Raw genomic sequence first — 12,560 nt, forward strand, 5'->3', positions numbered from 1 at the left:
GGAGCCGGAGATGGCCGGTACGTTGACCGTCTGGAAGTTCCCCACCGCCACCGGCGCCGATACCGCCGTATCGACATTGGATGACCTGCAACGCCGGGAGTTGATCACCGTGCAGGATGCCGCGGTGGTCAGCTGGCCGGCGGACGCGAAGAAACCCAAGACCCGTCAGCTGCACAGTCTGGCCGGGCTCGGTGCGTTGGGCGGCGCATTCTGGGGCCTGCTGTTCGGACTGCTGTTCTTCATCCCGCTGATCGGTGCCGCGATGGGTGCGGGCCTGGGCGCGATGTCGGGGTCGCTGGCCGATATCGGGATCGACGACGAATTCATCAAGGAGGTGCGCGACAAGCTGACCCCGGGCACCTCGGCGCTGTTCGCGTTGACCTCCGATGCCACGATGGACCGGGTGCACGAGGCGTTCCACGGCCAGTCGGCGGAGTTGGTCTCCACCAACCTGTCCCATGAGCAGGAAGCCAAGCTGCGCGAGGTCTTCGCCGACTGATCTCCGGCTGATGGATTCCGACCTGACCACTGTGCTGCACGGGCCGCTGTTCTCCCGCCGGATTCCACTGGACCGCGATAACGCCGCCAGCCGGATCAGCGCCTACATCTACGGCAACATCCTCGTGCTCACCGCGCTGGTCCCCGTTGTCACCGCCGAGAAACACCTCGGCATCCTCATCGTGGCCGGCACCGCCGTCTCCACCTTCCTGGCCCACAGTTTCGCCGAAACGGTCGCCCGCACCGTCCGCGAACAACACACCACCACTGTCGCCGACCGGGTCCGCGCCCTCCGCAATTCGGTCCCGATCCTCACCTCCGCGGTCCTGCCCTGTGCCGTCCTCGCCGCCGGCTGGCCGGGCTGGCTGCAACCCCGGACCGCGCAGGTTCTCGCCGAAGTGGTCATCCTCGTGCGTATCGGCGGGATCGTCTTCGTCATCGGCAGACTCCGCGGCCGGAATCCCACCCGGGCCACCGTGATCACCGCACTGCTGCTCACCCTCGCCGGCGCCCTCATCGTGATCGTCAAGATCGCGCTGACCCATTGAGGCCGTCCGCACACCACCCGCCGACACAGCAGCCCATGGGCTCACCTCGGCGCTCGAGGCGGTCGCGGCGCAGCCGTCGCGCCGCCACGGATCGCGAAGTAGGCCTGCTCCTCCTGCTCGCGTCGGAATTCCGGGATCACCGCGCGCAACACCTCGGCTCCCTGGCGTCGTACTCGGCAGCGGTCACGGGGAGCGTATCGAGCGGGGCCGGTGGACACAGGCAGTCTGTAACCATGAACAGCAGCGACCTCGCCCGTGTCCTTCACGAGGTTCTTCGCGCCGTCACCCGCGGCGAACCGGATGTCACCACGCTGGCGGCCTCGCTGACCGAACTGGGACTCGATACCGGCACGGTCGGCGATATCGTCGACCACGCACGTCGCGACCGGGCCGAGGTCACCCGCCTACGGCGCCGCGAACAGGAGCTGACCGCGCTGTTCTCCAGTGCCCGCGATCTGGCCGAGGTGCGTGATATCGATGCGCTGCTGGCCAGGTTGGTGGCGCGCGCCCACGAGATGATGGGTACCGACGTGACCTATCTGTCGGAGTTCGACACCACCACCCGCGACCTGCACGTCCGCAAGACGATGGGGGCGGTGACCACGCAATTCCAGGACCTACACGTCCCCGCCGGGACGGGACTGGCGAGCCGGATCGCCGATACCCGGTCGGCGCAGTGGGTGCCGCGGTACAGCGAGTACGCGGGTGGCCCCCATGAGCACACCATCGATGATGCCGTCTTGGCCGAGGGGATCATCTCCATCCTCGGCGTACCCATGCTCTCCGACGGGACCGTGCTCGGCGTGCTCTTCGCGGCGACCCGGCAGGAACACCAGTTCACCCCCGAAGAGATCGCGCTGCTCTCGGCTCTGGCCGACCACGCCTCGGTGGTGTTGCAGACCGCGAACATCCTCACGCAATTACGGGAGTCGCAGGACCGCACACGCGGCGCCCTGGAGAAATTGACCGCGCACCTGGAAGCACGCGATCGGTCGAGCGCGGTCCACCAGGAACTCGTCCACGCCGTCCTGTCCGGCGGTGGCTTCACACAGGTCGCACGCACCTTGGCGGCGGCGCTGGGCCGGCGGGTGACGATCATCGACGCCGATTCCTTCTCGCTCGCCACCTCCGCGGCCGCGGACCAGGAGCATACGGCGGTGAGTCTGTCCCCGCAGGTGCGTGCCGCGATCTCGCTGAGTCGTGCGAGCGGGCATTGCCGGACCGTCGCGAACAACAGATCGGTCGAGGCGGTCGCCGCCGTCACCGCCGGCGAACTCCACTTCGGGGCCCTGCTGCTCAGCCCGGGCAGCGTGGAACTGGGTCCGGTGGAGCGACGCACGATCGAACGGGCGGCTCAGGTCGCCGCCCTGCTGGCCCTGCAACAGCGGGCGGTCACCGACGCATACCGCCGTGAGCGCGGCGAACTCATCGCCGACCTGCTGCATTCCTCACCGGAGCGACGTCGCGGTATGGACCAGCGGGCGCGCAACCACCGCCTGACGTTGTCCGAACTGCGTACGCTGCTCATCGTCGATGTGCCGCCGGCCCGGCGGACCGGGGCCGAACGCGCCGCCGCGGGTTTCCTCGGCCGCGGCGGGCTGGTGGGTGAGCACGCCGCCACCATCACGGTCATCGGATCGGCTGTCGATCCGATGGCCTTGGCGAACGATCTGCGCAGGCATCTCATCGGCGCACTCGGGGCCCCGGTGCTGGTCGTGGCGCCACCGCGGGCCGCCACGCCCGACGAACTTCCCGATCTGTTCCGCACCGCGCAACAGACAGTGCGCCTGCTGACCGGGCTGGGTATCGACGACCGCGCGGTCGCCACCGACGCCTACGCCCCATACACCGTCCTGTTCGGCGCCAACCCGCAAGCCCTGCAGTCCTTCCTCGATCTCACCATCGGGCCGGTCGTCGACTACGACGCCCGGCACGGCACCGATCTGCTCACCACACTGCGCACCTTCGTGCGGCATGAGGCGAGCCCGACGAAGACTGCGCGAGCGCTGAACTATCACCCCAACACGATCCTGCAGCGACTCGACCGCCTCAAAGCTCTGCTCGGAGCGGATTGGCGTCAGGACGAACACCTGTTCCGTATCTCGCTCGCCACTCGGCTGGACGAGTTGCGTTCGGTATCCCGCCCATGAACAGAAAAATGTGGTCCCACCACACTGAAACCGCGGTTTCATGTGGTCACCTCACATGTCGCGGGTTACAGCCGGCTCGTACCGTCGGACCCGGCAAATGTTCATCGGGGTCGCGGATACCGCGCCCCCGCGATGTGGAGGGCGGCGCGGTGACCGTGAACAGCAGGATTCCGGGGTTCAAGGACTCCTCCGTCGAGCAACGCCGCTCGGTGGTCTCCGAGCGGACCGGAGTAGCTGTCGCGGAGCTGGACGTTCTCGACCCCGCGCACGGCCTGGACACCGAGCATGCCGATCACATGATCGAGAATGTGATCGGGGTGCTGGGTATCCCGGTCGGCATCGCCACGAACTTCCGGATCAACGGCCGAGATCATCTGGTCCCCATGGCCACCGAGGAGCCGTCGGTCGTGGCCGCGGCGAGCAATGCCGCGCGTATGGCCCGCGAGCGAGGCGGATTCTTCACCTCCGGCACCGGTCCGGTGATGCAGGCGCAGATCCAGTTGCTGGACCTGCCCGATCCCGAGGCCGCGCGCCTGCGCATTCTGGAACACCGCTCGGCCGTCGTGGACCTCGCCAACGAGCAGGACCCGACGCTGGTCCGGTTCGGCGGCGGCGCGACGGACCTACAGGTGCGCCTGGTGCCGACGCGAACCGGCACGCATGTCGTCGCGCATCTGGTGGTCGATGTGCGCGATGCGATGGGAGCCAATGCGGTCAACACCATGGCCGAGGCCATCGCGCCCCGGCTCGCGGCCATCACCGGCGGGCGGCCCCTGCTCCGCATCCTCACCAATATGGCCGACCGGCGAATCGTGCGGGCCCGCGCCGTCTTCGACCGTGACCTGCTGGGCGGAGAGCAGGTCGTCGACGATATCGTGCACGCCTCCGCGCTCGCCGAAGCCGACCCCTACCGTGCCGCCACACACAACAAGGGCATCATGAACGGCATCACCGCCGCGGTACTGGCCTCCGGCAACGACACCCGCGCCGTCGAAGCGGGCTGTCACTCCCACGCCGTCGGTCCCGATGGGCGGTACACGGCTCTTTCGCACTTCGAGAAGACCGCCGACGGACACCTGTCCGGCACGCTGGAGGTGCCGATGGCGGTGGGTCTGGTGGGTGGAGCCACCAAGGCCCATCCCGTCGCGCGGGCAGCGATCAAAATCCTCGGCGTGGAGTCGGCCACCGAACTCGCCGAGGTCGTGGTCGCGGTGGGACTGGCCCAGAATCTCGCCGCCTGCCGCGCCCTCGCGGCCGAAGGCATCCAGCGAGGCCATATGAGCCTGCACGCCCGTACCGTCGCGGTCACCGCCGGAGCGCGGACCGCGGAACTCGACACGGTCGTCGCGCAGCTCATCCAGGACCGGAACATTCGCGTCGAGCACGCCGAAAGGGTGCTCGCCGACCTGCGGAATCGAAGCTGAGGTGGCGCCGGACACCGAGGCCGTCCGCCGGCCCGCACCGCATGTCCACCGCAGGCCGGGTCTGCCGGCCGCGGTCCGGGTGTACGAAGTCGGCCCCCGCGACGGTCTCCAGGCAGAAGCCACTGTGGTGCCGACACCGGCCAAAGCCGAATTCTGCCGGCGGCTCGCCGCCGCGGGGGTGTCGGCGCTCGAGCTCACGAGCTTCGTCTCACCCCGATGGATCCCACAGCTGTCCGATGCCGAGCAGCTGCTGGCCACCTTGGACCTGCCCGGCGATATCCGCCGGGTGGTGCTGGCACCGAACCGCCGCGGGCTCGACAGGGCGTTGGCCGCAGGCGCCACGGAACTCGCCGTATTCGTGAGCGCGACCGAGACCTTCGCGGGCAAGAACCTGCACACCACCGTCGACGGCGCGATCGAATCCGCACGCCCCGTAGTGCACGGTGCCGGAGCACAGGGGCTTGCCACGCGCGGATACATCTCGATGTGTTTCGGGGACCCCTGGGAGGGCGCGGTGGATACCTCGGCCGTCGCCGATATCGCCGAACGACTCCTCGACATGGGAGTGGCCTCGATCTCGCTGGGCGACACCATCGGGGTCGCCACGCCCGGACACGTCCTCGACCTACTGGAAGCCCTGTTCGACCGCGGTATCCGCCCGGAGATCACGGCGATGCATTTCCACGACACCTACGGCCAGGCGCTCGCGAACGTCTATGCCGCTCTGAGCGCCGGGATCACCGAGTTCGACAGCGCCGCCGGCGGCCTGGGTCGCTGCCCGTATGCCGCCGGAGCCACCGGAAATCTCGCCACCGAGGACCTGGTGTGGATGCTGCACGGCCTCGGTATCACCACCGGTATCGGTCTGGACGCGCTCATCGCGACTTCCCGGTGGATGTCGACCGTCATCGGTCGGCCCAGCCCTTCGCGAGTGGTCCGCGCCCTCACCGCCTCGACATCCTGACCTGCCCGACCCCCTCGACGCCGACGGAGTACCCATGCCCACCCAACCCCCGCCGACCGCGGCACCGACACCGGTCGACCCGCCCACCGCAGAGCCGGCCCCCGGCGGCGAACATCCGCAGTACCTGGAGGTATGGGGTGATACCGTCGTCGGTCGTCACCTGGCCGTATCCGTGGTCATCGGCGTCGGCGTGAGCCTGTCCGCACTGCTGCTGGCGGACCGGGCATTCTCTTCGTTCGTGGCGAACGACTCGCTCGCCGACGCCTACGCTCTCCTCGTGGGGATCGCCGGATGTGTGATCGCCGGTCTGATCTGCGGGCGTCTCTTCCGTCCGAAACGGATCGTGGTCACCGAGGTATCCGAAGACGCGGCCGTCGGCGAGGTCATCGCCGCACTGCGCGAGGAACGACAGGGGCTGGGCTCGCTCGACGATCTGCCCGCGCACACCCGGCGCGAACTCGACGAACTCGGGTTGAGCCGGCGGTTCACCGAAGCCGAACACTCCACCACCGGGACAGTGTCATGAGTTCGATCCTCACCAGCGATATCGCGCTGGCCATCATGCTCGCCGTGGTGGGCGCCATCGTCTTCTCGTTGATCGGCATGGTCTCGGGTACCGACGAAACCGCGACCATCGCCCCGCTGACCCTGCTGGTGATTCTGCTCGGCGCTCCCCCGGCAGGCGTGTTCACATTCTTCCTCGCCGGAGCCGTGGCCAAACATATGACGCACGCGGCGCCGACCACACTCCTCGGCATACCCGGGGACACGATGGCGGTTCCGCTCATGCGCGAAGCGCGGATGCTGCGCGCGTTGGGCGTACCCCATATTGCGCTCCGCAAAGCGATCTCCGCGGCCCTCATCGCCGCTGTGATAGCGGTCCCCGCCGCCGTACTGTTCGCCGTGCTGCTGGCCCCGGTCGCCGACACGGTGCAGTCCGCCGCGCCGTGGTTGTTCTTGCTGGCCGCCATCGGCATCGCCTACGCGTCGCCCGGGAAATGGGCGGGCGTGCTCGCGCTCGTACCGTTCGTGGTCCTCATCCTCGGTCTCAAACAGCTCACGGCGTCCTACGATGTCGCGCTCAACATCAGTTACTTCCTCGGCATCGCCGTCGGACCGCTGATCGCCGACCTCTTCTTGTCCCTGGGACCCCAGGGTCGTGCCGAGATGGCGCGCAAGGAGCCGGCGACAGTATGGCTCGCACCCGATGTCAAGACCTGGAAGGGCTACTTTCCCAATCCCTTCCGGATCCTCGACCGTGGACAGACCGGCTATGTCGCGGCCACCGCCACCGTTTCCAGCGCCACTTTCGTTTTCAGCCCGGTCGCCATGACGGTCCTGATGGGTGAAGTGGTCGGGAGCCGCATCAAACACGGCTACCGCCGGCTCACTTCGGTGATCGCCGCCCGCAACGGCACGACCGAATCCACCTATATCGCCGAAGCCCTGATCCCCCTCATCGCCTTCGGACTGCCGCTGAGTCCGGTCGCCGCCGGGCCCGCCGCCCCCCTGTTCAACGCGCCACCGGTTTTCACCACCGCCGACGGCAACGGCAATATCGACAACCTGTCCACCGCGCTCACCAGCACCGAATTCCTATTCTACGGACTCGCTGCCGTCGCGGTGGCCGGCCTCATCGCCTACCCCTTCGCGATGAACTTCGCCCATCGGGCCGCGACCGTCGTCGTGCGGTTCGTAAGCCACGAAGCCATCATCGCCGCCTTCGCCGGACTCGTCGTGGTGATCAGCGTGTGGGAGGGCGGGATTCTGGGACTCGCCGTCACACTCACGGTCGGTCTCGTGGGCGGCCTGCTGTGCCGGTTCTTCAAGATCCACGCCGGAGTGTTGTTCATGGGTTACTACGTCGCGGTACTGACGATCCCCGCGGTCCTCGCTCTCTGAGCGAGCACCGACCCTCTCCGGGACATATGGGCCCGCCGCCACCGGCCAGGTGGTGGCGGGCCCACGTGATCAAGTGCTCTGCCCTGGATGTGGCCGCCGGTTTCGCGCCGTTGCCACTCAGCGGACCGTCGGCCGGTTGCCGGGACGCACGCAAAGGGTTTCCCTTTGCATCGCGGAGGATCGCGACGGGTTGTCCATTGTTCAGGCCCGCCATACCGTCGAATTATGAAGTTCACCCCCGCCCGCCTCGCCGAACTCGAAGGCTCCTTCCAGATCCTCAAGCGCCCCGCGCTGGACCGCCCGGCCGCCCAGCGCGACCCATCGGTCATCGCCACCGTCTCGGAGATGCTCTCCACGATCGAGCAGGGCGGCCTCGACGCGGTGCTGTCCTATGCCCGCGATCTCGACGGGTTCACGTCCGGTCAGGTCGAACTGGGCGCGGCGGAGCTGGCGCGGTCGGGGGATTCGCTGTCACCCGAACTACGGGCGGCACTGGAACTGGGCCACGAACGGACCAGCGCGTTCGCCCGGGAGACCCGTTCGCATCTGGTCGATTTCGAGACCCGCCCGGCGCCCGGCCTGACCACCGGAGTTCGCTATGTACCGATCTCGCGGGTGGGCGCCTACGTGCCGGCCGGTCGTTTCCCGCTGCTCGCCGGGGCGTTCATGACCGTCGGCGTCGCCAAGGTGGCCGGGGTCCCGACCGTGCTCGCCTGCACTCCCCCGCGTCGCGACGGCACCGCCGACCCCGCCGTGCTCTACTCCTGCCATCTCTCCGGCGCCGACCGCGTCTACGTGCTCGGCGGTGTCCAGGCGCTGGCCGCCATGGCGTTCGGCCTGCTCGGGGAGCCATCGGTCGATATGCTCGTCGGCGCCGGCAACGCCTATGTGGCCGAGGCCAAACGACAGCTCTTCGGCACGGTCGCCATCGACCTGCCGGCCGGCCCGTCGGAGGTCGCGGTGATCGCCGACGAAACCGCCGATCCGGCCACGGTCGCCGCCGATCTCCTCGGCCAGGCCGAACACGGCACCGAATCACCCGCCGCCCTGGTCACCACCTCGCGGCAACTGGGCGAAGCGGTGATCGCCGAAGCCGACCGGCAGCTGGAGACCCTGAAGACGCGCGATATCGCCGGACCGGCCTGGCGCGACTACGGCTCGGTGACCTGGGCCAAGGACGCCGCGACCGCCGCTGCCCTGATGGACGATCTGGCGCCGGAACATTTGGAGATCCAGACTGCCGACGACGAGTACTACCACAACACCCTGCACAACTACGGTTCGATCTTCCTGGGCCGCTGGAGTACGGTGGCGTACTCCGACAAGGGCATGGCGGGCACCAACCACGTGCTACCGACCGCCGGTGGCGCCAAACACAGTGCGGGGCTCTCGGTCTCCCGCTTCCTCAAGCCGCTGACCTACCAGCGCGTGGAACGGTCGGCCACTCCCGAGACGGCCGGTGCCGTCGAAACCATCTCACGGTACGAAGGGATGGCCGCGCACGAGGCGACGGCGACCATCCGCCTCGACGCCTACCGGACCGACGAGGCCTGAGAGACGTCCAGGCGGCCCATCAGCCCGTCCGGGCCATACCGGAAATGGCCCCACCCGGATCCCGCGGTGGGGCCACTTCGGTCTTCAGCCCAGGGCCACCAGGGCGCGACCGTGAGCCCCAGCAGACCCAACAGCAGCGGTCCGGCGTGCGCTGCCTCACTCTTCGGGTGGGGTGGCCGGATCTATGGCATGCTCGATGGTGAGCACGGGTTGTTGCAGTGATCGCTCGGCTCGCAACAGGAAGTAAAGAAACAGTATGTCGCAAGGCAGTGTGAAGTGGTTCAACGGCGAAAAGGGCTTCGGGTTCATCGCGCAAGACGGTGGCGGCCCTGATGTTTTCGTCCACTACTCCGCGATTTCCGGCTCCGGCTTCAAATCCCTCGACGAGGGGCAGCGTGTCGAGTTCGAGATCGAGCAGGGCCAGAAAGGTCCGCAGGCTCAGAGCGTCCGCGCCATCTAAGAGCTGACCAACACAGAAACCCGCGCCACGGCGCGGGTTTCTTGCTTTTCCGGGGGGCGGCGCCTGCCCTATTCGTCCACGCTGAGCGCCTGGGTGCGGGCACTCAGCGACCGGCCGAGTTCGCTCACCTCCGCATCCATCTCGGGCAGCCAGGTCCGGGTGGCCGTGCCGACGAATCGCTCGACCAGCGGAGTCTGCAGCACCGGTTTCAGCCAGCGCAGCGCGCCTGCCCACCCGGGCACATTGATCCGCTCGGCACGCCGCTCGATGCCCCGCTCGAAGGCGGCAGCGCACTCCCGCACCGTGACGGTTTTCTGGAACAGGGCCGGCAACGAGGCGAGCGCCCGCGCGGCCGCCGGCAGATCGATGAACGTTTCCCGCACCAGCGCGGTATCGATCCACAACATATGGGCCGACCCGACCGCGACGCCGCGGTAGCCGACCTCCGCGCGCACCGCGTTGGCGAACTGCTCTACTCCGGCTTTCGTCGCGGAGTAACCTGCCAGCCCCGGCATCGCCACGTAGGCGGCGACGGAGGATACGAACAGCACGTAGCCGCCCCGGTCGATGACGGCGGGCAGGGCGGCACGCACGGTATGGAAACATCCGACGAGGTTCACGTCGATCACCCGCCGGAAGGCAGCGGGGTCCACCGCCAGGACCGATCCGTAGCTGCCGATACCGGCGTTGGCCACGACGATATCGATTCCGCCGAACCTTTCGACTCCGAGCGCGACCGCGGCCTCCATCGCGGCGAGATCGCGCACGTCCGCGGGGACCGCGACGACGTACTCGTCGCCGCCGAGTTCCCTGGCGAGCTCTTGCAACGGGGGCCGGTCGATATCGGTGAGCACCAGCCGGGCGCCGCGCCCGCGCAGCCGCCGGGCGAGCTCCGCACCGATACCGCGGGCGCCGCCGGTGATGAGTACGACCTTTCCGGTGAAGGCGGTCATGACGTTGAACGTTAGACCGGCCGGTCCGGCTCCGGAAGGGTTCGGGCACCGATGTCGGCGCCTGTGAGCGTGCTGTTATCCCGACGGCGGAGTCTGCGCGCCCGGCCCCGAATCGTGACCCCACCACCCGGACGCGGGACACGGTACCGAGACCCGCACAGGTCGGCGCGGGGGCGCTTCGTGCGACGTTCCCGCGCGGCGCCGGACCCGCCGTGGCATCCGCTAACGGCCGGTGGATGAACTTCGGTCCGGGTGCCGGGTCAGCGACGCCAGGACGACCTCCCGGGCCGCACGCACCGTGGCCGAGTAGTCGGCCGGGTCCCGGCCGAGGCGTTCGGCGCCGGCGCGCATGACACCGGACAGCAGCTCCACCACCAGGGACACCTCGCCGAGATCACGGAACTCCCCGCTCGCCACGCCGTCTCGGACGACATTCTCCACTGCCACGACGATCGCGTGGAACGGCCCGTCCGGGCCCTTCGGCACCTCGTCGACCACGGGGCCCGAGCCCGGCCGGAACATCAGCTGCATGGCCTGGTCCGTGGACGCCTCCAGAACCGCCTCGATGATCTCCCCCAGTCGCTCCACGGCCGGATCGCCGGACCGTGCGGCGATCGCGGTCACCCGCATCCGCGGCATCCGGTCATCCTTCCGCACCAGGTCGTACCGCCGAGTCGGGCACCCGATCGCATAGCGCTGCCCGGGATTCGCGTGACCGTTCCGGCCGTCGGCGCCGGCGTGCCTATCCGATGGCCGCCGCAGCCAGATGTGCGATGAGGCGTTCCACCGACGCGACCCGGGGCCCGTGCGTCATATCACACGCTAATAGTTGGTGCATTAACTATTAGTGGACTATATTCTATTCGTCAGGGGTATCCGATCGCATGGAGGCGCGTTGACCGCGGAAATCGACGATCCACTACGGCTGGAGCGGCAAGTGTGTTTCGCGCTGGCCGTGGCGAACCGCTCGGTGCTCGCCGTGTACCGGCCGCTGCTGGAACCGCTCGGATTGACCCACCCGCAATATCTGGTCATGTTGGCTCTGTGGGGGGAGGCGCCGATGTCGGTGAAGGCCATCGCCGAGGCGATCCAGCTCGACTCCCCCACACTGTCCCCGCTGCTCAAACGCCTGGAGAGCGCCGGCCTGGTCACCCGGCGGCGCGACCCCCGCGACGAGCGCACCCTGGTCGTCGACCTCACCGACGCGGGACGCGCGCTACGCCGCGAGGCCGAGCGGATCCCGCCCGCCGTCGTCGACCGGCTCGGCGTGGAACTCGCCGATCTCGAGGATTTGCGCGAAGTGCTCGGACGGGTCAACGAGGCGGCCCGCCGGGCGGCACTCGCGTACCCGGACGACGAATCATGAAGGCCCCTTGCGAACCGCCGCGGCGAACCGCGGCGTCCGGACCGTCGACAGGAGGCCCCGTGACAGGCCAGACCCCCACACCGGCTCAGCGCATCCGCTACCTCTTCGGCGAGACCCTGCCGCCCTCGATGCGGCAGTGGGTCCTGCGTGACCAGACCGGTCCGGGAGCCACCCGCCGGTACCTCCAGCGCTTCCTGCTACCCCCGATCCCGTTCCTGTGCCTGTTCGCACTGGTCCCGGGACCGTGGTGGATGGGATTCTCGATGGCCACGCTGGTGTTCATCCCACTCGCCTTCTTCGCGGTCGCCCTGGTGTACGTGCATCGGCGCCATGTCCTGGTCAAGCACGGTCTCGATCCGGCACTGGCCGACCCGAACCGGCACCGTCGCGCCGCCGAGGAGCGGGCGAGCTACGAAATGCGCTACCACCGCGGCTGATCCACACCGCGCACCGTCCTCGGCGCGAACCGCTGCCGCTCGCCGTCAACTCCCCCGGATCGTCGCCCCACCGGCGTCCGCGGAATCGGAATTTCCGGGCTACCGATCCGAGGCGGCGCCCCGGGGCCCGGTGGCCGGCTCCTCGGGTGCTCTCCCCGTCCGGGCCGCTCGAGCCGACGGCGACCACTGTGGCCGCACAGATACAGGTGATGGCGAACCATTGACGGGCCGACAGCGTCTCGTCCAGAACGAGTAGACCGGCCAGCGCCGCGACGACGGGTTCCAGGCTCAGCAGGATTCCCGC

At 68.6% G+C, this 12,560-nt stretch carries 13 protein-coding genes; 11 read left to right on the plus strand and 2 right to left on the minus strand.

Annotation, left to right across the window (positions count from 1 at the left end; all coding sequences use genetic code 11):
* Window positions 1-10: 10 nt before the first annotated feature.
* The 9 genes from ON38_RS14250 to ON38_RS14290 all read left to right on the plus strand — a co-directional run bounded on the left by ON38_RS14250 (window position 11) and on the right by ON38_RS14290 (window position 9,500).
* A complete protein-coding gene (locus ON38_RS14250; RefSeq protein ID WP_039825267.1) occupies window positions 11-499 on the plus strand; it encodes a DUF1269 domain-containing protein in 489 nt (162 codons plus the stop codon).
* Between the two features lie 10 nt (window positions 500-509).
* Window positions 510-1,046, plus strand: coding sequence for a hypothetical protein (locus ON38_RS14255; protein ID WP_039825268.1), 537 nt, complete (start codon window positions 510-512; stop codon window positions 1,044-1,046).
* 233 nt (window positions 1,047-1,279) lie between these two features.
* Window positions 1,280-3,196: a helix-turn-helix domain-containing protein gene (locus ON38_RS14260; protein ID WP_039825269.1), complete on the plus strand. Its 1,917-nt coding sequence runs from the start codon at window positions 1,280-1,282 to the stop codon at window positions 3,194-3,196.
* Window positions 3,197-3,345: 149 nt separating this feature from the next.
* Window positions 3,346-4,620, plus strand: coding sequence for a hydroxymethylglutaryl-CoA reductase, degradative (locus tag ON38_RS14265; protein WP_039825284.1), 1,275 nt, complete (start codon window positions 3,346-3,348; stop codon window positions 4,618-4,620).
* A 1-nt stretch (window position 4,621) separates the two neighbouring features.
* Window positions 4,622-5,584: a hydroxymethylglutaryl-CoA lyase gene (locus ON38_RS14270; RefSeq protein WP_039825270.1), complete on the plus strand. Its 963-nt coding sequence runs from the start codon at window positions 4,622-4,624 to the stop codon at window positions 5,582-5,584.
* 34 nt (window positions 5,585-5,618) lie between these two features.
* Window positions 5,619-6,110 carry a hypothetical protein gene (locus ON38_RS14275; protein ID WP_039825271.1) on the plus strand — a complete coding sequence of 164 codons (492 nt, stop codon included), beginning with the start codon at window positions 5,619-5,621 and terminating at the stop codon, window positions 6,108-6,110.
* Window positions 6,107-7,486 carry a tripartite tricarboxylate transporter permease gene (locus tag ON38_RS14280; protein ID WP_039825272.1) on the plus strand — a complete coding sequence of 460 codons (1,380 nt, stop codon included), beginning with the start codon at window positions 6,107-6,109 and terminating at the stop codon, window positions 7,484-7,486. The genes ON38_RS14275 and ON38_RS14280 overlap by 4 nt, the downstream gene beginning before the upstream one ends.
* A 225-nt stretch (window positions 7,487-7,711) precedes the next feature.
* Window positions 7,712-9,040 carry a histidinol dehydrogenase gene (gene hisD, locus ON38_RS14285; protein WP_039825273.1) on the plus strand — a complete coding sequence of 443 codons (1,329 nt, stop codon included), beginning with the start codon at window positions 7,712-7,714 and terminating at the stop codon, window positions 9,038-9,040.
* A gap of 256 nt (window positions 9,041-9,296) precedes the next feature.
* A complete protein-coding gene (locus tag ON38_RS14290; RefSeq protein ID WP_039825274.1) occupies window positions 9,297-9,500 on the plus strand; it encodes a cold-shock protein in 204 nt (67 codons plus the stop codon).
* A gap of 68 nt (window positions 9,501-9,568) precedes the next feature.
* Here ON38_RS14290 and ON38_RS14295 read toward each other — a convergent pair whose 3' ends face one another.
* Window positions 9,569-10,453: an SDR family oxidoreductase gene (locus ON38_RS14295; protein WP_039825275.1), complete on the minus strand. Its 885-nt coding sequence runs from the start codon at window positions 10,451-10,453 to the stop codon at window positions 9,569-9,571.
* A 222-nt stretch (window positions 10,454-10,675) separates the two neighbouring features.
* Window positions 10,676-11,092, minus strand: a complete 417-nt coding sequence (locus ON38_RS14300; protein ID WP_157181774.1) for a hypothetical protein — start codon at window positions 11,090-11,092, stop codon at window positions 10,676-10,678.
* Between the two features lie 256 nt (window positions 11,093-11,348).
* Here ON38_RS14300 and ON38_RS14305 point away from each other — a divergent pair, with 256 nt between their 5' ends.
* Both ON38_RS14305 and ON38_RS14310 read left to right on the plus strand, forming a co-directional pair.
* Window positions 11,349-11,819, plus strand: a complete 471-nt coding sequence (locus tag ON38_RS14305; protein WP_039825276.1) for a MarR family winged helix-turn-helix transcriptional regulator — start codon at window positions 11,349-11,351, stop codon at window positions 11,817-11,819.
* Window positions 11,820-11,878: 59 nt separating this feature from the next.
* Complete coding sequence (locus ON38_RS14310) at window positions 11,879-12,256, plus strand: DUF5313 family protein (RefSeq protein ID WP_039825277.1); 378 nt, start codon at window positions 11,879-11,881, stop codon at window positions 12,254-12,256.
* Window positions 12,257-12,560 lie beyond the last annotated feature (304 nt).

The organism is Nocardia testacea NBRC 100365, from assembly GCF_000308775.1.
Lineage (GTDB): Bacteria > Actinomycetota > Actinomycetes > Mycobacteriales > Mycobacteriaceae > Nocardia > Nocardia testacea.